Annotated in this window: 21 protein-coding genes and 1 pseudogene; 2 read left to right on the plus strand and 20 right to left on the minus strand. The window is 54.8% G+C overall.

The window, feature by feature from the left end; all coding sequences use genetic code 11:
• Positions 1 to 40: 40 nt before the first annotated feature.
• From ACJ9Y9_RS14265 to ACJ9Y9_RS14330, 14 genes are all read right to left on the minus strand, one after another.
• Positions 41 to 433, minus strand: coding sequence for a flagellar protein FlhE (locus tag ACJ9Y9_RS14265; RefSeq protein ID WP_028018618.1), 393 nt, complete (start codon positions 431 to 433; stop codon positions 41 to 43).
• Positions 433 to 2,511 (minus strand): flagellar biosynthesis protein FlhA, encoded by a 2,079-nt coding sequence (flhA, locus tag ACJ9Y9_RS14270; protein ID WP_028018617.1) that lies wholly within the window; start codon positions 2,509 to 2,511, stop codon positions 433 to 435. The genes ACJ9Y9_RS14265 and flhA overlap by 1 nt, the downstream gene beginning before the upstream one ends.
• The gene (gene flhB / locus ACJ9Y9_RS14275) at positions 2,504 to 3,652 is read right to left on the minus strand and encodes a flagellar biosynthesis protein FlhB (protein ID WP_028018616.1); all 1,149 of its coding nucleotides are present in this window, start codon (positions 3,650 to 3,652) and stop codon (positions 2,504 to 2,506) included. Before flhB ends, flhA begins: the two co-directional genes overlap by 8 nt.
• A gap of 148 nt (positions 3,653 to 3,800) precedes the next feature.
• Positions 3,801 to 4,445 (minus strand): protein phosphatase CheZ, encoded by a 645-nt coding sequence (cheZ, locus tag ACJ9Y9_RS14280; protein WP_008500432.1) that lies wholly within the window; start codon positions 4,443 to 4,445, stop codon positions 3,801 to 3,803.
• Between the two features lie 10 nt (positions 4,446 to 4,455).
• The gene (gene cheY, locus ACJ9Y9_RS14285) at positions 4,456 to 4,845 is read right to left on the minus strand and encodes a chemotaxis response regulator CheY (protein WP_000763862.1); all 390 of its coding nucleotides are present in this window, start codon (positions 4,843 to 4,845) and stop codon (positions 4,456 to 4,458) included.
• Between the two features lie 17 nt (positions 4,846 to 4,862).
• A complete protein-coding gene (locus tag ACJ9Y9_RS14290) occupies positions 4,863 to 5,912 on the minus strand; it encodes a chemotaxis response regulator protein-glutamate methylesterase (RefSeq protein ID WP_028018615.1) in 1,050 nt (349 codons plus the stop codon).
• A complete protein-coding gene (gene cheR / locus ACJ9Y9_RS14295) occupies positions 5,909 to 6,775 on the minus strand; it encodes a protein-glutamate O-methyltransferase CheR (protein ID WP_028018614.1) in 867 nt (288 codons plus the stop codon). Before cheR ends, ACJ9Y9_RS14290 begins: the two co-directional genes overlap by 4 nt.
• A 19-nt stretch (positions 6,776 to 6,794) precedes the next feature.
• Positions 6,795 to 8,396 carry a methyl-accepting chemotaxis protein IV gene (tap, locus tag ACJ9Y9_RS14300; RefSeq protein ID WP_028018613.1) on the minus strand — a complete coding sequence of 534 codons (1,602 nt, stop codon included), beginning with the start codon at positions 8,394 to 8,396 and terminating at the stop codon, positions 6,795 to 6,797.
• A 44-nt stretch (positions 8,397 to 8,440) separates the two neighbouring features.
• Positions 8,441 to 10,108, minus strand: a complete 1,668-nt coding sequence (gene tar, locus ACJ9Y9_RS14305; protein ID WP_028018612.1) for a methyl-accepting chemotaxis protein II — start codon at positions 10,106 to 10,108, stop codon at positions 8,441 to 8,443.
• A gap of 84 nt (positions 10,109 to 10,192) precedes the next feature.
• Positions 10,193 to 11,155, minus strand: coding sequence for a spore coat U domain-containing protein (locus tag ACJ9Y9_RS14310; protein ID WP_028018611.1), 963 nt, complete (start codon positions 11,153 to 11,155; stop codon positions 10,193 to 10,195).
• Positions 11,152 to 13,536 carry a fimbria/pilus outer membrane usher protein gene (locus ACJ9Y9_RS14315; RefSeq protein ID WP_028018610.1) on the minus strand — a complete coding sequence of 795 codons (2,385 nt, stop codon included), beginning with the start codon at positions 13,534 to 13,536 and terminating at the stop codon, positions 11,152 to 11,154. Before ACJ9Y9_RS14315 ends, ACJ9Y9_RS14310 begins: the two co-directional genes overlap by 4 nt.
• A complete protein-coding gene (locus tag ACJ9Y9_RS14320; RefSeq protein ID WP_028018609.1) occupies positions 13,512 to 14,270 on the minus strand; it encodes a molecular chaperone in 759 nt (252 codons plus the stop codon). Before ACJ9Y9_RS14320 ends, ACJ9Y9_RS14315 begins: the two co-directional genes overlap by 25 nt.
• A 16-nt stretch (positions 14,271 to 14,286) precedes the next feature.
• A complete protein-coding gene (locus tag ACJ9Y9_RS14325; RefSeq protein ID WP_028018608.1) occupies positions 14,287 to 14,835 on the minus strand; it encodes a spore coat U domain-containing protein in 549 nt (182 codons plus the stop codon).
• A 12-nt stretch (positions 14,836 to 14,847) separates the two neighbouring features.
• Positions 14,848 to 15,420: a spore coat protein U domain-containing protein gene (locus ACJ9Y9_RS14330; RefSeq protein ID WP_028018607.1), complete on the minus strand. Its 573-nt coding sequence runs from the start codon at positions 15,418 to 15,420 to the stop codon at positions 14,848 to 14,850.
• A gap of 429 nt (positions 15,421 to 15,849) precedes the next feature.
• Between ACJ9Y9_RS14330 and ACJ9Y9_RS14335 the strand changes: the two genes are divergently transcribed.
• Entirely contained in the window at positions 15,850 to 17,109 is a 1,260-nt protein-coding gene (locus tag ACJ9Y9_RS14335; RefSeq protein ID WP_028018606.1) for a dicarboxylate/amino acid:cation symporter, read from the plus strand.
• 107 nt (positions 17,110 to 17,216) lie between these two features.
• Here ACJ9Y9_RS14335 and cheW read toward each other — a convergent pair whose 3' ends face one another.
• The 6 genes and pseudogenes from cheW to flhD form a co-directional block, all read right to left on the minus strand.
• A complete protein-coding gene (gene cheW / locus ACJ9Y9_RS14340; protein WP_008500420.1) occupies positions 17,217 to 17,720 on the minus strand; it encodes a chemotaxis protein CheW in 504 nt (167 codons plus the stop codon).
• Positions 17,721 to 17,739: 19 nt separating this feature from the next.
• Positions 17,740 to 19,770: pseudogene (gene cheA, locus ACJ9Y9_RS14345) on the minus strand (chemotaxis protein CheA).
• A 4-nt stretch (positions 19,771 to 19,774) separates the two neighbouring features.
• The gene (motB, locus tag ACJ9Y9_RS14350; RefSeq protein ID WP_028018604.1) at positions 19,775 to 20,704 is read right to left on the minus strand and encodes a flagellar motor protein MotB; all 930 of its coding nucleotides are present in this window, start codon (positions 20,702 to 20,704) and stop codon (positions 19,775 to 19,777) included.
• The gene (motA, locus tag ACJ9Y9_RS14355; protein ID WP_008500417.1) at positions 20,701 to 21,588 is read right to left on the minus strand and encodes a flagellar motor stator protein MotA; all 888 of its coding nucleotides are present in this window, start codon (positions 21,586 to 21,588) and stop codon (positions 20,701 to 20,703) included. The genes motB and motA overlap by 4 nt, the downstream gene beginning before the upstream one ends.
• Before the next feature lie 124 nt (positions 21,589 to 21,712).
• Positions 21,713 to 22,291, minus strand: coding sequence for a flagellar transcriptional regulator FlhC (gene flhC, locus ACJ9Y9_RS14360; protein ID WP_010432486.1), 579 nt, complete (start codon positions 22,289 to 22,291; stop codon positions 21,713 to 21,715).
• Positions 22,292 to 22,293: 2 nt separating this feature from the next.
• Entirely contained in the window at positions 22,294 to 22,644 is a 351-nt protein-coding gene (gene flhD / locus ACJ9Y9_RS14365; protein WP_023312264.1) for a flagellar transcriptional regulator FlhD, read from the minus strand.
• A 796-nt stretch (positions 22,645 to 23,440) separates the two neighbouring features.
• Between flhD and uspC the strand changes: the two genes are divergently transcribed.
• On the plus strand, positions 23,441 to 23,869 hold the full coding sequence (gene uspC, locus ACJ9Y9_RS14370) for a universal stress protein UspC (RefSeq protein WP_028018602.1): 429 nt from the start codon (positions 23,441 to 23,443) through the stop codon (positions 23,867 to 23,869).
• The last annotated feature ends 8 nt before the right edge of the window (positions 23,870 to 23,877 follow it).

A 23,877-nucleotide genomic window follows, 5' to 3' on the forward strand; every position in this document is an offset into this window, starting at 1 on the left:
CAAAAAACCCGGCAAGCGCCGGGTTTCTTTTTTCACACCGTTAACGATAGTTAACGATGACAGCGTTACTCTGAACTTTCAGCGCCGGAATCAAACGCCCTCCACCCGGCACTTCCCAGATAAAACGCAAAGGTTCGATGGCCGGCACGCCATTAAATGCCTGTGTGGTGCCGTTCTCTCCGTCAATTTCCGTGCAGCGAGTCTGAGAGCAGAGACGTACCCGCAACCCTGCTGGCGTTGGGCCAATCAGCCTGTAGTTCCACACCACAAGCCCCATCTGGCCGGAAACCGGCTCAGAGGGCGACAACGGGTTTGATGACATGGCAACCCCACGATTGCTGAGGATCACGCCCATGCTGCTCGCCTGCCAGGTCCCTTCCCCGGCAGCCTGCGCCACCAGCGGGAAGAATAAGATCCATAACCACTTACGCATTATTTTCCTCCAATCGTCGCGGTCATGCGGATATGACGGTTATCCGACAGCTCCATATTTGACAGCACGACCAGTTGGTTCAGGCTACGACGCAGGAAGCGCGACAGCAGAGGACGCAGCGCATGGTTAACCAGCAGCACCGGCGGTGCTCCCAGCATCTCCTGACGCGCCAGCGCCTCCTGCGTTTGCGCCAGCAGGCGGTCCGCCAGACCCGGTTCCAGCCCGCCGCCACCCTGCAAGGCTTGCAGCAGCAGACGTTCAAGCGGCGTATCAAGACCAATAACCTGCACTTCTCCGGTTCCAGGGAACCACTGCTGGGTAATCGCGCGCCCCAGCGCCACGCGCACCACCGCGGTGAGCTCATGCGGATCGTTTTGTAACGGCGCATGTTCGGCAAGGGTTTCCAGAATGGTACGCATATCGCGGATCGGTACTTTCTCGTCGAGCAGGTTTTGCAACACTTTGTGCAGGGTAGTCAACGTCAGCACGCCCGGCACCAGATCTTCCGTCAGCTTCGGCATCTCCTGCGTGACGCGGTCAAGGAGCTGCTGCGCTTCCTGACGTCCAAACAGCTCTGCCGAGAATTGGCCAATCAGGTGATTAAGATGGGTTGCCACCACGGTACTGGCTTCGACTACCGTATACCCCTGAATTTGCGCCTGCTCTTTTAGCGCACTTTCAATCCAGATCGCGGCCAGACCAAAAGCCGGATCGATGGTTTGCTCGCCTGGCAATGTGCCTGCGGCGGTGCCGGGGTTAATCGCCAGCCAGCGTCCCGGATAGGCATCGCCGCTGCCGATTTCAACGCCTTTCATCAGGATGCGATAGCGCGCAGGCGGCAGGTCCATATTGTCGCGGATGTGTACCACCGGCGGCAGGAAGCCCATGTCCTGGGCGAATTTTTTACGGATACTGCGGATGCGGCCAAGCAGTTCGCCATCCTGCTGGAAATCGACCATCGGGATCAGGCGATACCCAACTTCCATACCCAGCGAATCTTCCAGCTGAACGTCATTCCAGGTCGCTTCGACAGCCTGGGTGTTCTCCGGCATTTTAACCGCAACAGGCTCGGCTGCCGGTTGGGTTTCACGCCCTCGCATCCACCAGGCAAGACCCAGCAGTGCCGCAGTGAACAGCAGGAACACGAGGTTTGGCATACCTGGGACCAGACCGAGTAACCCCAGTACCGCAGCGGCCAATAGCATGACGCGCGGGTTACTGAAGAGCTGGCCGACCATCTGCTCGCCAACGTCCTGATCGGTACTCACGCGGGTCACAATCACGCCCGCCGCCGTAGAGATAACCAGCGCCGGGATCTGCGCGACCAGACCGTCACCGATGGTCAGCAGCGTATAACTTTCTGCCGCGTGGCCCATGTCCATGCCATGTTGCAGAACACCGACCAGCAGGCCACCCACCACGTTGATCACCATGATCAGAATGCCCGCGATGGCGTCACCGCGCACAAACTTACTCGCACCGTCCATGGAGCCGTAGAAGTCCGCTTCCTGCGTCACTTCCGCACGGCGTTTTTTCGCTTCATCTTCCGCGATAAGACCGGCGTTCAGGTCGGCATCAATCGCCATCTGCTTGCCTGGCATCCCGTCCAGCACAAAGCGCGCGCCCACTTCGGCGATACGCCCTGCACCCTTGGTGATAACCATAAAGTTGATGATTACGAGGATCACAAACACCACGATACCGATGGCGAAATTACCGCCTACCAGGAAGTGGCCGAAGGCCTCAACCACTTTACCCGCCGCAGCCGCACCCGTATGACCTTCCATCAGAATGATACGCGTGGAGGCCACGTTCAGCGCCAGTCGCAGCAAGGTGGTAAACAGCAGAATGGTCGGGAACGCCGCGAACTCAAGGGTACGCTGGGTGAACATCGCCACCAGCAGCACCATGATGGACAACGCAATGTTGAATGTGAAAAGCAAATCGAGGATGAATGCCGGGAGCGGCAGTACCATCATCGACAGAATTAGCAGGATGAGAATCGGCCCGGCAAGGATCTGCCATTGGGTCGATTTCAGGTTGCCGGGCAGGCGCAACATTGCCACCAGATTAGCCATCAGTGTCCTTCTCGTTCAAAAAATCCAGCGCTTCAGGCACCGGAAGGTTCTCAGGTTTCACAGGTCGTTGTCCGCCAGCCAGACGCCAGCGCTTCAACTGCCATACCCAGGCCAACACTTCCGCCACGGCGGCGTAGAGTTGTCCGGGGATCTGTTGTCCAATTTCCGCATGGCGGTATAAGGCACGCGCCAGCGGAGGGGCTTCCAGGATAGGTACACGGTGTTCAGTACCAATCTCACGAATGCGAAGTGCTATCAGACCCGCCCCTTTCGCCACCACTTTCGGCGCGCTCATTTTGTTTTCGTCATAGCGCAGCGCAACGGAATAGTGTGTCGGGTTGGTGACGATCACGTCAGCTTTTGGCACGTCTTCCATCATGCGTCGACGGGCAGCGGCGCGCTGCATCTGGCGGATACGCCCTTTGACGTGCGGGTCACCTTCCATCTGTTTGTATTCGTCACGGATATCCTGGCGTGACATGCGCAGTTTCTTGAAGTGGGTATAAAGCTGGAAGATCACGTCAAAACCCACCATCGGAATAATGCTGAGCACCACCAGCAGCGCGCAGAGTCCGACCAGGTTCAGCGCATTGCTCATTGCGGTGAGGGGGGATTCACTGATAAGACGCATCATTTCCGGCCAGTGGTACCAGAGGTAAAACCCCGCTGAACTCCCCATCAGTACCGATTTGAGAATGGCTTTGAGCAACTCCGCCCCGGTCTGCGCAGAGAACATTTTCGCAATGCCCGGCAGCGGGTTCAGTTTGGAAAATTTCGGCTGCAGCGATTTGGCACTAAAGACCAGACCACCCAGCATCACCGGCGAAACCAGCGCGACCAGCACAACCCCTGTAATCAGCGGCAGCAGTGCAACCATCGCCCCTTTTATTAGCTGGATAATCTGGCTGAGGATCAGATTCGGGTCATTGACCATGCTGTGGTCAAAACGTAAGCCAGTAGACAACATTCCCGCCAGTTTGCGGGCGAGCGACTCCCCACCCCACCAGATAATGCACACCCCTACGATAAGGATCAGCAGGGAAGTCAGTTCTCGGGATCGGGGGATCTGCCCTTCCTCACGCGCCTTTTCTAGTCGGTGGGGTGTGGGGGCTTCCGTTTTGTCGTCGTTCTCTTCTGCCACAGTGCATGCCCAACCTATTAAGTCACGGGTATCATGCCAGTGCAGCGAAAATCCAATGGCGGGAAAAGCCCGTTTATTCGGGCTCTTTTCAGTGATTTTGTCGTAAACCGCCTCAGACGGTGTTAACCCTCTGAGGCGGAATGGACAATCAGAAGCCGAGGCTATCGAGCAGATCGTCCACCTGGTCCTGGCTTGCTACCACGCCCGCTTTGCTGGCGTCGAGCTGTGGACCATTGAGCAGGCTTTCGTTCTCGCGTTTTGGGCGGGCTGCAGGCTCTGGAATATTCTCCAGCAGCACCATCAGCAACTGACGTTCAATCTCCTGGATAACATCCATCATGCGCTTGATAACCTGACCGGTCAGGTCCTGGAAATCCTGCGCCATCATGATGTCCAGCAGTTGTGCGTTGGTGAAGCTGGTATGGCCAGGAACATCCCCCAGGAACTGACGGGTATCGGTAACCAGTTCACGGGCGTCCGCCAGTTCGATCGGATTCTCAAACCACTCATCCCAGCGTTTTGTCAGCGCTTTCGCGCCCTTTTCCATCGCGTCCTGGTGCGGTTGTGACGCTTCAACGCTGTTCAGCGCACGTTCAGCCGCCTGAGCAGTCATCTGCACGACATAGTCCAGGCGATCGCGCGCATCAGGAATGGCTTCCGCCGCTTCGGCAATCGCCTGATCCAGCCCCAGTTCACGCAGGCTGTCACGCAGCATGCGCGTCAGGCTGCCGATGCGTACGATGATATCGCTCGGCGAGTGTTCTTCAACGGGTTTCATAGCAGGTTGCATCATAACCAACACCTCACATGCCGAGTTTCTCGAAGATCTTGCCGAGCTTCTCTTCCAGGGTCGCAGCAGTGAATGGCTTCACCACGTAGCCGCTTGCGCCCGCCTGTGCAGCGGCAATGATGTTCTCTTTTTTCGCTTCTGCGGTGACCATCAGAACCGGCAGAGACGCCATGCCCGCATCTGCACGAATGGTTTTCAGCAGTTCCAGACCATCCATGTTTGGCATGTTCCAGTCGGAGATAACAAAACCAAACCCACCCGCCTGCAGTTTGTTCAGCGCATCAACACCATCTTCTGCTTCTTCAACGTTGTTGAAGCCCAGCTCCTTCAGCAGGTTGCGTACAATGCGACGCATGGTGGAAAAGTCATCCACAACCAAAAACTTAAGCTCTTTATCCGCCATCTAATTCTACTCCTGAGTCAAATACGTATTGCCTGTCCGGCACTGATTTTCGCCAACATCTGCTGGCTTACCTGGCTAAGATCGACCACTTCGCTCACGCCACCCATATTGATGGCCTCGCGCGGCATGCCGAACACCACACAACTTGCTTCATTCTGCGCAATCGTCCAGGCGCCAGCCTGGTGCATTGCAAGCATTCCGGCGGCACCATCGTTGCCCATCCCCGTCAGGATCACCCCAACGGCGTTGCGCCCCGCATGTTTCGCCACCGAATGAAACAGCACATCCACCGACGGACGGTGCCGGTTGACCGGCGGCCCGTCATGAATTTTGATTTGATAGTTAGCGCCGCTGCGCGCCAGCTCCATATGTTTGTCACCCGGCGCAATATACGCATGCCCCGGGAGCACGCGTTCGCCGTCTTCCGCCTCTTTCACGCTGATCTGACACAGCTTGTTCAGACGTTCAGCGAACGAGCGGGTAAAGCCAGGCGGCATATGCTGAGTGATCAGAATACCCGGACTTGAAAGCGGCAATGGCTGGAGTACATGACGAATTGCCTCTGTTCCCCCGGTTGACGCCCCAATCACCAGCAGTTTTTCCGAGCTGAGCAATGGACCCGCCTTCAACGTTGCCGGTGCAACCATCGGTTTGTGAGCGGCGAGTTTCGCTCGCGATGCGGTACGGATCTTCTCTGCGATCATCTCGCTGTAGGCCAGCATTCCTTCACGAATGCCGAGCTGCGGTTTGGTGACAAAATCCACCGCCCCTAACTCCAGCGCGCGCAGCGTGATTTCCGATCCTTTTCCCGTCAGGGAGGAGACCATCACCACCGGCATCGGGCGCAGTCGCATTAATTTTTCCAGAAAATCTATGCCATCCATGCGCGGCATCTCGACATCCAGCGTTAGCACATCGGGGTTATATTTTTTAATTAAATCCCGCGCTACCAGCGGATCCGGCGCTGTTGCCACCATCTCCATGTCGCTGTGGCTATTGATGATTTCAGTCATTATCTGGCGCATCAGCGCCGAATCATCGACAGACAATACCCTGATTTTACTCATGCTTTTTCCTTACTCAGCGCATATACCGTTTGCCCACGCAGGCTAAACTCACGCACGAGGTTGCTGAAGTTTTCCGAGTGCCCGGCAAACAGTAAACCGTCAGGCTTGAGCAACGGAACAAACCGACGCAGAATGTCCTGTTGCGTCGTTTTATCAAAATAGATCATGACGTTACGGCAAAAAATAGCGTCAAAAGGTCCCGGCACGTTGTACTGCTTATCCAGCAGGTTAACGGGCGCAAATTCGACGCAGTTCGCCAGTTCCTGGCGTACGCGTACCAGGCCTTCATGTGGACCGGTTCCACGCATGAAATAACGCTGTAGCTGTTGCGGTGACAGCGTTTTCAACTCATCCTGGCGATAAACACCGTTACGCGCTTTCTCCAGTACCTCGGTGTCGATATCGCTGGCGTAGACTTTCCAGCGTCCGGGTGCCATGCCCAGGGTATCGGCAAGGGTGATTGCCAGCGAGTACGGCTCTTCACCCGTCGAGGCTGCCGCGCTCCAGACGCGATACTCCCCGGTGCGGCGACGCGCGTGCTCTGCCAGGACCGGGAAGTGGTGCGCTTCACGGAAAAACGCCGTCAGGTTCGTGGTTAATGAGTTAATAAAAGCCTGCCACTCGGCGCTGTTCTGGTTCGCTTCGAGCATGCTCAGATAGCGACCAAAGTCATCCAGCCCCAGCGTACGCAAGCGCCGCACCAGACGGTTGTAAACCATGTCTCGCTTATGATCCGCAAGCACGATCCCCGCACGCTGGTAGATTAACTGACATATCCGACGGAAATGCGCGTCGGACAGCGCGAGGCGCTGTGTCATCTGCAACAATAATGACGTTTGCCCGGAGGGCATTGGTGATGTCATAGCGCCTTCTTAATTACATTCAGGATACAACTGGCACGGCCTGCGACCGCCCGACTTCTGTTACTGCTTCAACGTGCTCTTTCACATTAAATACCGCGACCAGTCCGGTGAGATGATCCGCCTGGCTGGCCAGCTGATCGGTTGCCGCTGCCGCTTCCTCAACTAACGAGGCGTTCTGTTGCGTGACCTGATCCATCTGACTGACTGCCTGAGCAACCTGCTCAATCCCGCGACGCTGTTCGTCCGACGCCGAGGCAATTTCGCCCATGATGTCGTTCACCCGCGTGACAGAGGTGACGATCTCGTGCATGGTTTGTGCCGCCGTATCGACCAGCGTAGAGCCCTGCTGGACGCGTGAAACCGACTCTTCTATCAGCACCTTAATCTCTTTCGCCGCGTTGGCACTTCGGCTTGCCAGGTTACGCACTTCACCCGCCACCACCGCAAAACCACGACCCTGTTCACCGGCGCGCGCCGCTTCGACAGCGGCATTGAGCGCCAGAATGTTGGTCTGGAACGCGATACCGTCAATCACGCTGATGATGTCACCAATTTTCTGCGAACTGGTGGCAATCTCCTGCATGGTGCTCGCAACATGAGACGCCTGATCCCCACCCTTTTTCGCCGTCATTGCTGCCTGTTTCGACAGGTCAGACGCCTGACGCGCGTTATCAGCGTTCTGACTTACCGTCGCAGTCAGTTGCTCCATACTGGCTGCCGTCTGCGCCAGGGAGGCCGCCTGCTGCTCGGTACGGGACGAGAGATCGTTATTGCCTGCCGCAATCTCTGAAATCCCGGTGTGCATGGCATAACTGCCCTGACGCACATCGGATACCGTTTCCCGCAGCGATCCCTGCATCGCCTTCAGGCTGGCAAAGATCGCCGAAATTTCGTTCTTGCCATAAACCGCCACCGGACGCGCCAGATTCCCCTTTGCAATACTGTCGAAGTGGCTGCTGATAATCGCCAGCGGCTGCACAATCATTTTGCGCGACCAGATCAGTGCCCCGCCGGTCAGCAGCGCCGCCAAAATCACCACCACGGCAAAAATCACGCCGGACATGTGGTAGCTCATTCGACTGTCTTCCCCAGCGCGTTGAACAAACTGGTTAATATCCTGCTGCCACGCGTTAAAGCTGCCATCAAACGCCGCCTGAGACGCCTGAACCGGTGCGGTCATAAAATCTGACAGCTGGTTGTTCTCAAGCCAGGTTGCCTGGTGGTCCAGATCGCTGTACCACTGTTCAAAGTTCTTTTTCATGGCAGCCTTTAGCGTTTTCTCTTTCTCGCTAACGGCTTCCTGCGCCGTAAAGGCTTTAAACTGCCCGTCTGCCTGTTTCAGGCTGTCACGCGCGGTCGCCATCAGCTCTTTGATGTCATCCGGCGGATAACTCAGCGCGGTTAAGGTTCCCGCCTTATTCAGCGCAGTGCTTGCCTGCAACAGCACGGCACGCGTTTGTGCCAGTGCGGAGCGCTGCTGATTACTCGCCTCAACTTCCTGCAAATTCTGATAGCCATCGCGAAACGCCCAAAAAGACAACCCGTTACTGCCAACCTGCAACACACCGCAAAGGATCAGAATCAAAAACAGTGTGGTCGAGATACGAATACGATTTAACATCCACGCTCCCATCAAGCGGCAAGCAGCCGCGGTTTAATTGTCAGTCAAAATGTTTCCCAGTTTTCATCTTGTCCGGTCGTCGCAGCACGGGTACGGGTTGCCGCTGATTCTGCAGCGGGCACACGATAGGTGGCTTGCGGGGTGACCGTGTTTCCAGCGAGTGAAGCGAGACGAAACGCCGAGACGGCCATCTTCAGACGGCTCGCCTGGTCTTCCAGGGCAGCAGCCGCCGCAGCGGACTCCTGCACCAGCGCGGCGTTTTGTTGTGTCACGCGATCCATTTCCGATACCGCCAGAGCAACCTGGTCGATACCACGACTCTGCTCGTCAGATGCAGAGGCGATTTCACCCATGATGTCCGTTACGCGAGTAACAGCATTCACGATGTCATTCATGGTTTCCCCGGCACTTTCTACCAGCACGGAGCCGGTATCCACGCGGGAAACGGAATCTTCAATCAACGCTTTGATCTCTTTCGCCGCATTGGCACTGCGACTGGCGAGGTTACGCACTTCACCCGCGACCACGGCAAACCCACGCCCCTGCTCGCCCGCACGTGCCGCTTCCACGGCGGCGTTCAGCGCAAGGATGTTGGTCTGGAAAGCAATGCCATCGATGACGCTAATGATGTCGGCGATTTTCTTCGAGCTGTCGGCGATTTCGTGCATGGTTTTCACCACGCCATCCACCACGCGACCACCACGTTGCGCCGTCTCAGAGGCACTTTCAGCCAGTTGAGAAGCCTGACGGGCGTTATCGGCGTTCTGCTTCACGGTCGCGGTAAGTTGTTCCATGCTGGCGGCCGTCTCTTCCAGGGCGGATGCCTGCTCTTCAGTACGGGAAGAGAGATCGTTATTCCCCAGCGCAATTTCGCTGGTGCCGGTATAGATAGCCTCCGACCCGTTTCGCACGTTGGCGACGGTTTCAATTAATGAACGCTGCATATGGTCAACGCTGTTGGCCAGTTCGGTGATCTCATTGCGCCCGGAAACGGTCAGCGTTTTGGTCAGGTCGCCACCGGCAATTTCACGAATGTGGGCAATGACGCGACCGAGAGGGTTCAGCAGGATATGGCGAATGCCGTACCAGACCGCGACCAGCACAATAACCAGCGCCAGCGCCATCACGGCCATCTGCCATTTCGCAAAGCGATAGTCATTCTGGCTTTCGTTAAAGGCCGAGTGATACAGATCGCTACTGACCTTCGCATATTCCCCCAGCGCTGCGCCGAGTGCGTTTTGCATCCCTTGCGTTGGCTGTGCGAAATAGGCGTCCATGTTGCCGCTTTCCAGGAACTGAATCAGCTCCGTCAGACCGGCATTGTAGGCGTTGTATTTTTCGTCAATATTCTGGCTCACCTGCTCCATGGCAGGCTGCGGGGTGATCTTTTTGAAGGCGTCGTAATGTTTTGCGGCGTCAGCGAGAGTAGCACGGGCATTTTTCAACAGATCGGTTTTCGCGCTGCTCTGCTGATTATTCGGATCCATCATCATGCGCGCGGACGAGCGGCTCAGATTGATACGCGTTTGCAGCATCAGATCCCACGTCGACGTGAGTTCACTCTGCTGAAGGCGGAGATCGTTCGAGGCCGCGAAACTGTCCTGGTTCTGTTTTAATGACGAGAAAAAAAGCCCGCCGGAGATGAGCTGAAGAAGTGCGAAAATGACCAGCACCATCATGAGCATTGTGACAACGCGGATACGGTTCAACATACAACACCTTCTCATAGATTTATTAACGGTGTTATCGGCACTGCCCACAGGAACTTTACATTTGAGAAAGGGAAAAGCGCGGGGTTAAAACGCCACGTCGACAATCAGCGTATCGGTGTAGGTTCCGGCGGGGGGCGTGGCCTGATTGGTCAGGACTTTCGCGGTGTAGTTGTAGGTGCGCAGTAAACCATCAGTACTGACCTGCGACGATACCGCGCTGGACCAGCGCTCGCTGCCGCTCCCCCCCCAACGGTTACTGGTGGCTTCTTTATAGATGTCGTAGCTCATAAAGTTGCTACCATTCACCATACGCCGTACGTTGTTCAGCGCGTTGGCACCGTTATTGATGCCGATGGTATACGAACTTCCTTTGGTACAGGTGACGGCAATCGCCTGTGAGACGGTGGGGAAACTTTGTACCAGCGGCGCGCTATTGAAGCTCACGTCTGGCGTGGTCATCGCGCTGCAGTCATTGGTGACGGTCATATCTAACAGGATGGTGGTGGTCGAGGTTCCCGTCTGATTGATTGTGCAAATGCCGAGCGCGCCCACGGAGCACACGCTGTAGGTAATGCTGAAGGTTAACTGCACCTGATATGGCCCGGCAGTGACGTTTTGCCCGGCGACGGTGCGAAAATAGAGCGGAATGTTGTACTGCTTTGACCCCAGCAGCCCCAGCAAGGTATTCCCACTCCAGGTATACGATTTACTTATCTGTACCTCGCTGCTGCTTGCGCACCCCGATAGACCGCACAATCGCGTGGGGATCACGTCCGTAATGGTCGCATTATCCGTCCGTTTCATGGTGGCCCGACTGCTGCCCGAGACCGATGCCGAGCTATAGGTCAGCGTCACTGAGTCGCTGGTCAACAGATTCAGTATGGCATCGCACGCCACCACCAGCGTGCCCGTGGTTTCGACCTCTCCGCTTCCGCTGAGTGCGAACGAGGTAACGCTACCAAACGACGCATTGACCGTGCTGATGTTACACGCCGCCCAGCCGCTGCCAGAGAACAGCAACAACATCAACAGCAGCAAGCGTTTCACTGTCCCTCCCGACAAACCAGAGGACCGTAGGTTTGCAGTTTGTGTTGCGGATTGGCACTCACCGTCAGCGTGACCGAGCAGTGCTTTCCGTCAGGGGTGATAACGTCGAGCGGGTTCACATCACTGAGATTTTCCAGCCAGGCGATACCGTCATACCCTACCACCGCATTGCTACGCGATGCGCGTCGGACCTGGCTTCCCACCGGAATAGCCTGTCCCTGCGCATCATGCAGAATAACGCTCGCCACCCGCTCCTGTTCCATCGGGAAATCGACCAGGTAGCCGCTATGGCGGCGGATCGCAATCCGGCGTTCGGTCTCTTTCAGCCGAGTATCCGCAGGCAAATTCAGCGTATCAATCCGGTAACTGGCCGGATAATACGCCGACACCCCGCTCACCAGCAGATAACCGTTGTTATTGGTTTTACCGACGGGCTGGTTCTCGTAGCTGACCGGGACATCCGGGTGACCATCGGTACTGATGACCACAAAGGCATCGTTGATCTTGTTGGCCGCAAACAGCTCGCCGTCCATCAGAACAATCGCCCCCATCGCCTCGCCCCACCAGGTCATGTTGTCCTTTTCACCATAACCGCCTCCCTGTAGCTCAATGTTGTTATTGCGCCAGCCCAGCGTTCCCTGCTGATAGTCACTGGCTTTCGACTGGTTAGCCCATGCCATGTTCCAGCTAAACCCGCCGTCGGAAGGCATCGAGTGGTTATAGTTGATGCGCTGCGTGCTGCCCGCATCCGGGGTGTTTTCGAAAGTGACGGCGGCGCTGTCACGCGCCCCCAGCGGCACCTGCAGCGACAACGCCACCGTCCAGTCTCCCCGCTGCTGGTCCCGGCTTGCCGCCAGATAAATACTGCTCGCACCCCACAGATTACGGCTCCAGGAGAGATTCAGCAGCTCGGTTTTTTGACTGTCGAAGCTCTCTACGCCGATCCAGGCTGCGCCAATATTGCCGTACTGCCCCAGATTAAAGGTGAGAGAATACTGATCCGTATTGCGACTAAAACTGGCGATGGGTTTGTCATTTTCGTCATAGACCGTCGGCTGGTCGTAGAGAGCCAGATTGCCAAAACCGCGATCGCGCCGCGTGTGCTGGGTTGCCACGCTAAACTCGCTGGTGCTGTACTGGTAACCCCAGTTGATTTGCCCGCCTGCATCACCGCGCATGCGGCTTTGCGAGTAAGAGGTATTCACCACGCCAAACTGTCCGAGTTTAACCACAGTGCCAGCTCCCCCTAACGCCAGCTCTTGTGCCCCTTCCGCATGCCCCTCCAGCGTGAGCCAGTCCGTCAAACCATAGCGATATGAACCGCTGCCTGCCGCAGGGCCGTAGTCAAAATTCCTGATGCCATAATTACGCCGCAGGCTTCCGAGCGTCACGGCCCCGTCGCTCAGGCCTTGTTTTAACAAATCACTGGTGACATAAAACGGTAGCGTGGTACTTACCTGACGACCCAATGCATCGGTGGTGACCAGCACCGCATCCCCAGCACCGTTGATATAGGGCAGATTAGTCAGCGTAAATGGCCCCGGCTGGAGCTGAGTTGAGCCGGACCGATAGCCATTAATAAAGAGATCAACCGAGGTGGGTACCGCGGCTTCTCCCGAAAATTCGGGTAGCGGCCATGTGACCAGGTCCGGACGCAGGGAGAAATCCCGTCCGTAACTTATCCCGCCCATACGCACGCTGGTACTCCAGCTCAGTGCGTCGCTGATCACATCCCCGGCACTCCAGGAAATCGCCTCATCCTCATTGGTGAACAGCAGAGTGGTGTCATAGCGGACATATCCTTCCTGCTGACCATTATTCCCGGTGAAATTTTCCCGGGCGTAGCCGGTAGAGGAAAACGAGCCGTTCTCGTTAAAGTAGCGGAATTCGTGCCAGAGCGACGCCTGACCACCAAGATGTTCCGTGTGGTTGGTGTAGAGATCATAATTCAGCAATGCCCCGCGTCCAAAGTGCGGTTTGCTCTGCGCCGTTTGTGTGCTGAACGGCGTCACGCGGGTCGTGACCCAGTCGCGGGGAACGGTCAGCAATAACCGTTGCGCAGCGCTGTCATACTCCACCCTAACCTGAGAAAGCGAAGAGAGATTAACGTCCCCGGTTGGTACATGCTCAGGGGGAAGCCCTGCGCGTAACAAATCTGCGCTGGAGATATAGAAAGCGCCTTTACGTTGCGTCACAGGCACCACCAGACCGGTATCGTAGTGGTTCAGCACGAGGGCGAGCTGGAAGACCGCCTCATCATTGATCGCCTGAGCCTGGGGGGGCGGCGGTAAACTGTCGTCGCCGGTTTCAGCCCAGGAAGTGGTACTGACGCAAAGCAGTATCATCATCGCCGGTTTCAGTTGACGGGCGTCGACTGCCATTGCGCGTCCCTGGCATTAATTTGCGCACTCATCCGGTCTGGCTGGCGAACCCCGGCGGGTATTGGCCAACTGCGGGTGCTGCCGGGGAGAACGTAACCCAGTAGTCCATCCGCTACCGTGTGTTTCCGACCTCCCTGCTCCAGCGCCACCTGGCTCAGCCTGACATGGACATCACCCCGATTTCTGACCTCCAGCGCAGGCTGCCCCTCCGCGCGCGTCACCCGCCAGCTCAGGTTTTGGGTTTCCGCCAGCGCGTGATGCGCGCCTTCTTTGATGGTCGGGATCCCCTGTCCATACACAAACAAAGGGATGGAGTAACGCATCTGCAATTTGAGGCCGATGGCGGGTTCGGCTTTTGTATCAGGCTGGGGGATTTCATCTACGATAATGCGGTAAGCCTGTTCGACACCAGCGGGAACAGAAGCCTGTTTGATAAGGCGAATAAGCTGCTTGCTGCCAGTACCAATCGTGACGATGGGCGGGCTGGCGACCACATCCTGCTGCGAGGTATAACGCTCGTGTCCGTCCTCCTGCTTCCAGCGCACGATGCGGACCTGCATCGTCGTGGCGCTGTTTCCCTGATTCTGGATCCACAGCTCCGTGGCGTTGGCGTCTGCAGCAAGCCACGGATCGATCGGCCAGAGCAGAATAGTCGCCGCCGCCTGCACCTGGCCGGTTACCGCAGCCATACCCAACGCACCCGCCAGACATACCGGTCTGAAAAATGGCTTCATCAACACTCTCCCTTTATTACCATGACAAGGTCACGGTGAGCTGATCGGAATAGGTTCCTGCCGGGCTAAATCCGGTCAGTAGCGCCACGCCAAAAAGCGGCAGCGCGATGTTATTGCTGTTGGTATACGTCACCGGTATCGCCTGGTTTACGCCAATTTCGCTGTTCGCGGCCAGCGAGCTGCTGCTGTAGAGCCGGTACGGCACCAGTTCTGTTCCACCGGACCGCTTCATCCGACGCACGGATGAATAATTTTGACCGCCATTAATGCTCATGCTCAGCGCCACGCCCGGCGTACAGGCGATAGACAACGCCCCGTTTGGCACAAAGCTGGTGCTGACCGGCGCGCTCTCGACGCCGTTATGGGTGCCAAAATCCAGCGTACCGAGAAGCCCTCCGCTACCGGTGGCCACCGCGCATCCCGGTACTATCGTCGCGCTGACCTTAAAGGACTGTGATGTCACAGCGTCCGCAGAGGGCATCACGAGCAATCCGACAATCAGCGCGAAAAAAGGCTGCACGCGTCCCTCTGCGCGTTTGCGCAGACCTGTGAGAGTTGCCTTCATGGCGGTTCGGGACTAATAGGTGACGCTGACGTTAATCGTGTCGGTGTAGGTTCCCGGGACGACCGTCACGCTGTTACCACCGCCGGTAATACGCCCGTAGAGGGTGTAGCTATCCACGCCTCCGGCCGTAGAGGCGATCGGCAACGCGGCGTTATTGGCAATCACGGTGTTAAACCCGCTGTCGCTGTACAGGCTATAAGCCACGCCCTGTGCCGCGTTGGCTGTATTAACCAGATAGCGTTCAGGCGTACCCGGCGAACCGACAACGGAGCCGGGCGCGGTGGAGTGGGTATTACCGGTGATCGCGACCGTATAGCTTGCGGTCGTACATTGAATGGTGAAGGTGTTTCCGCCGCTGGCGCCGCTCAGCTGCGTCGTAAGAGTGGAAAAGGTAGCCGGATGGGTACCGAAATCGAGCGTACCGAAGTTAATGCCACTTTGCGCGGGCGATCCGTTTATCAAACAACCGTTTGTCAGCGTCAGCGTCGCGCCGATGGTGCCGCTGCTGGTAACGGCCAGCGCCTGATGGGCCGTTGTTGCAGTCAGTAAGCTGCCTGCGCAGATCAACAGGAGTTTTCTTTTCATTTACCACCCTCCAGAAGACGTCTCCGTTCCCTTGCCGCATTTTATTTTTGTCGTTCAAGATGTTAGCCCCGCTTAAGGTTCCTTTGAGGGGGTTATTGAGAATTTAGTTTATGGATATCGCTTCTACCACCTGCCCCATGACGCATAAGCCGAATGTCTTATTGACGATGTATTTCTATAAATAACAGTTAGTTGAACTCTAAAAAACAGAGATTTTATTTTATCCACAGAGAATATATCCGCAATAATGTGATATTGATCACAATATATCGTCAGTGAATTAACAACAAAATTAATAAAACTTAAAAAGGAGTTGTATCCCCCTACACTTTGCGTCAATTTATGTGCCGAATAATTTCCCGCGTCGTAATAAAAAATTTATATGTATCGACTCGGGCTACATCTAAAGCGCATAGAGGGTCTTTTTTCGTGGCAAGTGCAAACAAACTCACACTCTTCATCGTGATTTTCATGCTGGCGGGTATTCTTTCAGGGGCAGCAATTCATGAGTACGCATCTGCGGATGCTATTAAAGCCTGGTCGGATAATATTACCCTTCTGACCGATATCTTCCTTCGCCTGATCAAAATGGTGATTGCACCTTTGGTCTTCAGCACGTTAACCGTCGGCATCATGAAACTGGGTGAAACCTCCACCATTGGCCGCGTTGGCGGCAAAGCGATGGTGTGGTTTATCAGCTCATCCGTGCTGTCTATTCTGGTGGGGCTGTTTATCGTCACGCTCGAGCATCCGGGAAGCGGTCTGAACCTGACGATCCCAACCGAAGCCGTCGATACCGGTCTGGCCGTTGGTGGCATGACGCTGAAAGCCTTCCTGTCTCACACCATTCCAACCAGTATCGCAGGGGCGATGTCGAACAATGAGATCCTGCAGATTGTGGTGTTCTCGATGTTCTTCGGCATCGGCGGCGCGTCGCTGGGACAGAAATTCAACGCGCCTCTGGTAGCTGCGCTGGATGTGGTTTCCCATATCATGCTGAAGGTGACGGGTTACGTGATGTACGTTGCGCCACTGGCCATTTTCGCGGCGATTTCATCCGTTATTGCCACTCAGGGTCTGGGCATTCTGTTGAACTACGCCTCCTTTATTGGTGGCTATTATGTTGCCATTCTTCTCACCTGCATGGTGCTGCTGGCCGTGGGTTACATGGTGCTGAAAAAAGAGGTGTTTCGCCTGGTCAGTATGCTGAAAGACCCGGTACTGGTAGCGTTTACCACCAGCAGCTCTGAAGCGGCCTATCCAAAAACGCTGGAACAGCTGGAGCGTTTTGGCTGCTCGCGCAACATTGCCTCTTTCGTCCTGCCGATTGGCTACTCCTTCAACCTGGTAGGTTCGATGGTGTACTGCTCTTTCGCCTCGATGTTTATCGCCCAGGCGTACAACATTCACCTGAGCTTCTCTGAAGTGACGGTATTGATGCTGACCCTGATGCTCGCTTCAAAAGGGATTGCGGGCGTACCGCGTTCATCGCTGGTCGTTCTGGCGGCAACTATTCCAAGCTTCAATATTCCGGTGGCCGGTATTCTGCTGCTGATGGGAATTGATCACTTCCTGGATATGGGTCGCTCTGCAATTAACGTTCTGGGGAATGGTATCGCGACCGCGATGCTGTCGCAGAATGAAGGTGCGCGGGAAGCGGAAGCTGAGCTGGTGGAGCAGGAAGCGTAACGGTATGAAAAAAAGGGTGAGGCCTGATGCCCTCACCCCAGCCCTCTCCCACAGGGAGAGGGAGCAAGCACAAAAAACGGCAACCTGGGTTGCCGTTTTGCATTTACCTACGCTACGTGACTCGCGGCGATATCCAGCAGTGCCATCTCATCGCTGTTCAGCAGCTTCTCAATATTCACCAGAATCAGCATACGCTCGCCGAGCGCGCCCAGACCGGTCAGGTATTCCGTCGACAATGTGACGGCAAATTCCGGTGCAGGACGGATTTGGTCAGAGGTCAGGGAAAGCACATCAGACACGCCATCCACCACGATGCCCACTACGCGCTGACCCAGGTTCAGAACAATCACCACGGTGTTGTCGTTGTAGTCAACGTCGCCCTGGCTGAATTTCACGCGCAGGTCAACGATTGGCACAATCACACCACGCAGGTTGGTGACACCTTTAATAAAAGCAGGCGTATTAGCGATGCGGGTAACCTGGTCGTAACCACGGATTTCCTGCACTTTCAGAATGTCGATACCGTACTCTTCGTCACCTAAAGTGAAAACCAGGAATTCCTGCCCTGATGGCTCGCCCGCCAGTTTCGTTACATTACTCATACCGGTCATGTTATTACCTTCTACTTAATCAGGCGGCTGTGTACGCCACACGTTGTTCACGATTTAATCCCTGAAGCGCCGACACATCGACGATCAGCGCCACGCTACCATCACCCAGAATGGTCGCGGCAGAAATACCTGGTACCTTGCGGTAGTTGCTTTCGAGGTTTTTCACCACCACCTGGTGCTGACCAATCAGCTGATCAACCAGCAGCGCGTAGCGACGGCCCGCACTTTGCAGGATCACAACGATACCCTGCGTGGCCTCTGTCTTCGCCCCGTCCACTTCAAACACTTTCCACAGTTCCACCAGCGGCAGATACTCACCGCGCACTTCGAGAACACGCTCGCCACCCGCCAGCGGATGCAGATCTTCCTCACGCGGCTGCAGCGATTCCATCACGGCGTTCAGAGGCAGAATAAAGACTTCGTCTGCCACTTTGACTGACATACCGTCCAGAATTGCCAGCGTCAGCGGCAGCAGGATGCGAATGGTGGTGCCAGAGCCCTGCTTAGACTGGATCTCAACGTGGCCGCCCATCTCCTGGATGTTACGTTTCACCACGTCCATGCCCACACCGCGCCCGGACACGTCGGTCACTTGTTCCGCAGTCGAGAAGCCTGGCGCAAAGATCAACATGCCCACTTCTTCGTCGGTCATGTTTTCATTGACCGCCATCCCCTGCGAAATCGCTTTTGCCAGGATGCGTTCACGGTTAAGGCCCGCACCGTCATCGGTCACTTCGATGCAGATGTTCCCACCCTGGTGTTCCGCAGAGAGGATCAGGTTGCCGACCGGAGATTTCCCGGCGGCAATGCGGTTTTCCGGCAGTTCGATACCGTGGTCGAGGCTGTTACGCACCAGGTGCGTTAACGGGTCAATAATGCGCTCGATCAGGCTCTTATCCAGTTCGGTTGAGCTGCCCATCAGGGTCAGTTCAATCTGTTTATTCAGTTTGCTGGCAAGGTCGCGGACCAGACGCGGGAAGCGGCTGAAGACATATTCCATCGGCATCATTCGGATGGACATGACCGATTCCTGCAGATCGCGGGCATTACGCTGTAATTGCCCCATGCTGGTAATCAGATCGCCGTGCGTGACCGGGTCCAGTTCGTTTGAACGTTGTGCCAGCATTGACTGAGTGATCACCAGTTCGCCCACCAGGTTAATCAGCTGGTCAACCTTCTCAACGGCAACACGGATGCTGGTGGATTCACTGGAACGCGCAGCCGGTTTTTCACCACGGCCTGGCGCCGCAGCCTCTTTTGGCACGGCTTTCAGCGCCGGAGCCGCAGGCACAACGGCCGGTGCAGTAGTCTGAGCAACAACAGCGACCTCTTCTGCTGGCGTTTCGACAACGGCCGTTTCGGTTTCGAAGGCAATCTGGTCGGCTTCAATGACGAAGCACAACACCGCCACGATATCGTCCTGGCCAATGCCGTCATCAAGCGTCGCAGCAAGACTGTCTTTGCCTTTTACCACATTGCTTAATGTCGCCAGATTACCCAGCTCTTCTTCCAGCAGGTTAACTTCATTCTCTTTCAGGCGTGACAGCACAACACGCAATTTGCCCGCTTGTGCTTCGGCAGGGGCAGACTCCTAGGCGGCAACGGCATCGACAACGCTCAGTTTTGCGGCCGGAACAACGGCTGCTGCAACCTCACCTTTTGCTTCCAGCGCGAGCTGGCGCAGCGCATTGCAGATGTATTCAAAGCTGGCGGCATCAGGCTCTGCCGAGCTTTTATAGGCGTCGAGCTGTTCCTGCATAATATCTTTGGTTTCCAAAAACAGGTTGATAATATCGGTATTGAGCTGCATCTCACCGCGTCGTGCTTCATCAAGCAGGTTTTCCATCAAATGGGTCGTTTCCTGCAGGATGGTAAATCCAAACGTTCCGGCTCCGCCTTTAATGGAGTGCGCCGCACGGAAGATGGCATTAAGCTGCTCAGAGTCTGGTGCTTCAGGCACCAAATCGAGCAAGTGTTGCTCCATATCGGCCAACAACTCGTCGGCTTCATCAAAGAATGTCTGGTAAAAATCGCTAATATCCATGCTCACGCTATCACCTCGGATTGGCTGGTGGCGATGTTGGAACGGCAGCCGAAGGAACGGCCCCAGGCTGTTTTAAATCGTCCAGTGACTCATTCTGACTTTCGGCGTTTTCATGCAGGATGGCCTGCTCCGCCTGCTGGTTCAGCACTAAAAGACTGATACGACGGTTGATGGCGTCATCCGGCCCGCGGTCAGAGACACGCATGGTTGCTGCCATGCCGACCACGCGCAGTACCTTGCCATCATCAAGCCCACCGGCCACCAGCTCGCGACGCGAGGCGTTGGCACGATCGGCAGAAAGCTCCCAGTTGCTGTATCCCTTCTCTCCACTGGCATACGGGAAATCATCCGTGTGTCCTGACAGGCTGATTCGGTTAGGAATGCCGTTCAGCACCGGCGCAATAGCACGCAAAATATCGCGCATGTACGGCTCAACTTCCGCACTCCCGGTCTTAAACATTGGGCGGTTCTGGCTATCAATAATCTGGATACGTAACCCTTCCTGTACCAGATCGATTTTCAGATGCGGACGCAGCGCGCGCAGTTTTGGATCTGCTTCAATCAGCTGATCGAGATCGCCACGCAGTTTCTTCAGGCGCGCCTGCTCCATCTTTCTTTTCAGCTCGTCGATGTTCGGCTCTTTTTTCACCTCACCCTTCTGCTGGGTGTAATCATCGCCACCGCCCGGGATTGGGCTGTCGCTGTTAGAGATGCGCGGCCCACCGGCCACCGCCGTCGCCAGCGGCGTTCGGAAATATTCCGCAATCTGGATCAGTTCTTTCGGGCTGGAGATGGAGATAAGCCACATCACCAGAAAGAACGCCATCATTGCAGTCATAAAATCGGCGTACGCAATTTTCCACGAGCCGTGTGCGCCATGCCCGCCGCCCTTATGCTTGCGTTTTTTTACGATGACGATCGGATGGGACTGGTTTTTCATGCGTCCTCAGTTGTCGTCTGTTGGTTTGGGTTTTTCACCGCACGCACGTGTTCTTCAAGTTCGATAAACGACGGACGCTCGCTGGAGTAAAGCGTTTTACGGCCAAACTCAACCGCGATCGGTGGCGCATAACCGTTGAGGTTAGAGAGCAGCGTGATCTTCACGCACTGCATCATTTTAGTCGTTTCCGCGCTCTTCTGGCGCAGAACGCTTGCCAGCGGAGAGATGAAGCCATACGCCAGCAAAATACCGAGGAAGGTGCCCACCATCGCATGGGCGATCAGTGCGCCCAGCTCAGCGGCAGGACGATCCGCCGAGGCCAGGGCGTGAACAACCCCCATGACAGCGGCAACGATACCGAACGCAGGAAGGGAATCGCCCACCAGCGCCAGGCTGTTGGCCGGCACTTCGGATTCACTTTCGTGGGTTTCGATCTCTTCGTCCATCAGCGCTTCAATTTCGAAGGTGTTCATATTGCCGCTGATGATGAGTCGCAGGTAGTCGACGATGAAATCCAGCATCATGGCGTCGGCAAGAATGCGCGGATAGCTGGCAAAAATTTCACTCTCTTTCGGGTTTTCGATATCGCGTTCAAGAGAGAACATCCCCTGTTGACGTGACTTCGCCATCAGGCGATAGAGCAGCGCCAGCAGGTCCATATACATGCTTTTGGTGTATTTCGAGCGACGGAACAGCAATGGAATCGCTTTCAGCGTGCCCTTGATCGATTTACCGTTGTTACCAACGATAAAAGCCCCTACCCCTGCGCCGCCGATGATAATAAGTTCAGCCGGTTGATAGAGTGCTCCAAGGTGCCCGCCGGTCATCATGTAACCGCCGAAAACTGTACCGAGAACTACCAGGTAACCTAATAAGATAAGCACGACATCATCCTTCCGCTAGTGACTATGGCAAGGACGTTCAGTTCGCAGCGTTTACCGTTTGCGGGGTAAAAAAAAAGCAGCGGTAATTGCTTACCGCTGCTGGAATCTTGCCCACACGTTCGGGTTAAACAGCTTGTTCGATCTGTTCATCCAGCAGTTGTGGAATAATATCGGCAGCATCCCGGGAAAGTTTACGTCTTTTTACTGCACGGGATGGAGGCTGACATAAACTACAGGCGAAGCTGCCTGCAGGCTGATGAGCATGGGTAATAAAATTGCCATCGCAGCAATTGCAGCGCGACAGTTCAAGCATTCCGCTTTCAACAAAACGCACCAGCGTCCATGCGCGGGTCAGCGCCAGCAGTGGACCATCTTCCTGCTGTGGGCATTGTTCAAGGTAAAGTTTGTACGCTTTGATCACAGCGTCAACGCCGCTACACAAACCGGTTTTGAGAAGATACTGCCAGGCGTTACAGAACATGGATGCGTGGATGTTCTGCTCCCACGTCATAAACCAGTCGGTAGAAAACGGCAGCATGCCTTTCGGCGGGGGACTACCACGTAACTCTTTGTACAGTTTGATGAGACGACCACGGCTCAACTGAGTCTCGCTTTCCAGCATTTGTAAACGAGCACCCAGTGTAATCAGCTCCATGGCCAACTGTATGTCACGCGCTTCCTGAACAATGCTTTTTTCGCTCATTGCTAGGCCCTTTTCTTACGGGCTGCGTCATCAGGCTGGCTGATTTCGTTAAGCAAGCGAGTGGAGAGAAGTATACCGGTATGGATCTGTTGAAGATCGTCAACACGGGATTCCTGCGTCAGACGCGTTATTGTCTGTGAATCATCGAAACGGAACTGACAAACCAGCTGATTCGTTTCGGCCAGTTTAACCATCTGAGGGAGGGTTAACCCCCCCAGCATGGTTGCCATTTCTTCGTTAATACCCAGACGAAACATCGCGGACGCCTTGTCCTGACTAATCAAACGCTGCGCGAGCAGTAAATACGACAAATTGATGTCATAGATATGTTTTAGCAACTCGGATGTATGCATTGTTCCCATCCCGAATAACCAACTATTATTTTTATGCGGAAAGACCGCACCCCGTGATGTCGCCGGGAAATCACCCGGTATAAAAAAGAAAAGGCCAAATGCATAGTTGAATTTAGGTTTGTATTCATTTGATACACGCAAGAGAAGAAACGCCGTTGCGCCTCTTACATCTTTTATCATTTCTTACAAATAACTAAGATTTTTCCTAATTCGACGCAAACTCTACTCGTCAGATTTGATACATACAATGCAGCCTTCCTCAAATTTAAAAAAAATGTGATCCACGTCACATAATTTAAGTGAATATCACCCATAAATCCATCAGTATGACTTGTAATTTGTTCAAATATCGAACAATCAGTACTGTTTTGTATTCTTAAATGCCGAATACTCATGCAGAAGGGTGAACATAACTGGCATATCACGTGCTTTGCCTGTCATTCCCGGTGTCTGCAATCGTTCACATCCCGAGAATGTCCTGGATACATTTTTCTTACCTCGAAAAAACATATACTTATGCGTAACGCTCAAAAAAAATGTTTCAGTATGTGATCATTCGAATTGTGTTTATAACGCGTTAAAATGATTTAATAGTGGAAGAGTAAAATTGTGTGATTTACGTTAAGTTGTTAATTTTTTTCATTTAGGCGTATTTTTCAGTTATTCTTCTTATAAGAATAATTAATGAATAATTATGATAAGCTTCACACTAATGTCGTATTCAACTCTTGCAGAACCAGGGGATTCGCGGTAAAGGTGGGTAGACGCAGTCTGTCAGACATCTAAGGAGTGCACCATGAGTTACTCCCATCTTCTTGTTTCTGTTGCTGTTTCACCCGAAAGCCATCAGCTTGTCGCCCGGGCAGTTTCCATTGCCAGGCCCCATAATGCCCGCATCAGCCTCATCACTCTCGCGGCCGAACCCGAAATGTATAACCAGCTGGCAGCCCCTATGCTTGAAGATATTCGGGAGGTACTTCAGGAAGAAACACAGCAATTTCTGCGGGAGCTGGCTGAAAAGGCACAATATCCTGTTTATGAGACCGTTATTGCAACGGGAGAACTTAATGCACATATTCTTGACATGTGTCGTAAACAGAATATTGATTTAGTGATATGCGGGAACCACAACCATAGCTTTTTATCGCGCGCGGCATGTGCGGCGAAATCTATTGTTGCTTCAAGTCAGGTCGATGTGCTGTTAGTACCTCTTGGGGGAGATTAATCCCCCAG

The organism is Enterobacter sp. CPE_E1241 (genome assembly GCF_045618265.1).
Classification (GTDB): Bacteria; Pseudomonadota; Gammaproteobacteria; order Enterobacterales; family Enterobacteriaceae; genus Enterobacter; species Enterobacter adelaidei.

Bases quoted from the DNA above. Each gene is read 5' to 3' on its own strand.
- ACJ9Y9_RS14265 (WP_028018618.1), bottom strand. From the start codon at position 433: ATGCGTAAGTGGTTATGGATCTTATTCTTCCCGCTGGTGGCGCAGGCT.
- flhA (WP_028018617.1), bottom strand. From the start codon at position 2,511: ATGGCTAATCTGGTGGCAATGTTGCGCCTGCCCGGCAACCTGAAATCG.
- cheZ (WP_008500432.1), bottom strand. From the start codon at position 4,445: ATGATGCAACCTGCTATGAAACCCGTTGAAGAACACTCGCCGAGCGAT.
- cheY (WP_000763862.1), bottom strand. From the start codon at position 4,845: ATGGCGGATAAAGAGCTTAAGTTTTTGGTTGTGGATGACTTTTCCACC.
- ACJ9Y9_RS14290 (WP_028018615.1), bottom strand. From the start codon at position 5,912: ATGAGTAAAATCAGGGTATTGTCTGTCGATGATTCGGCGCTGATGCGC.
- cheR (WP_028018614.1), bottom strand. From the start codon at position 6,775: ATGACATCACCAATGCCCTCCGGGCAAACGTCATTATTGTTGCAGATG.
- tap (WP_028018613.1), bottom strand. From the start codon at position 8,396: ATGTTAAATCGTATTCGTATCTCGACCACACTGTTTTTGATTCTGATC.
- tar (WP_028018612.1), bottom strand. From the start codon at position 10,108: ATGTTGAACCGTATCCGCGTTGTCACAATGCTCATGATGGTGCTGGTC.
- ACJ9Y9_RS14315 (WP_028018610.1), bottom strand. From the start codon at position 13,536: ATGGCAGTCGACGCCCGTCAACTGAAACCGGCGATGATGATACTGCTT.
- ACJ9Y9_RS14320 (WP_028018609.1), bottom strand. From the start codon at position 14,270: ATGAAGCCATTTTTCAGACCGGTATGTCTGGCGGGTGCGTTGGGTATG.
- ACJ9Y9_RS14325 (WP_028018608.1), bottom strand. From the start codon at position 14,835: ATGAAGGCAACTCTCACAGGTCTGCGCAAACGCGCAGAGGGACGCGTG.
- ACJ9Y9_RS14330 (WP_028018607.1), bottom strand. From the start codon at position 15,420: ATGAAAAGAAAACTCCTGTTGATCTGCGCAGGCAGCTTACTGACTGCA.
- cheW (WP_008500420.1), bottom strand. From the start codon at position 17,720: ATGACCGGTATGAGTAATGTAACGAAACTGGCGGGCGAGCCATCAGGG.
- motB (WP_028018604.1), bottom strand. From the start codon at position 20,704: ATGAAAAACCAGTCCCATCCGATCGTCATCGTAAAAAAACGCAAGCAT.
- flhC (WP_010432486.1), bottom strand. From the start codon at position 22,291: ATGAGCGAAAAAAGCATTGTTCAGGAAGCGCGTGACATACAGTTGGCC.
- flhD (WP_023312264.1), bottom strand. From the start codon at position 22,644: ATGCATACATCCGAGTTGCTAAAACATATCTATGACATCAATTTGTCG.
- uspC (WP_028018602.1), top strand. From the start codon at position 23,441: ATGAGTTACTCCCATCTTCTTGTTTCTGTTGCTGTTTCACCCGAAAGC.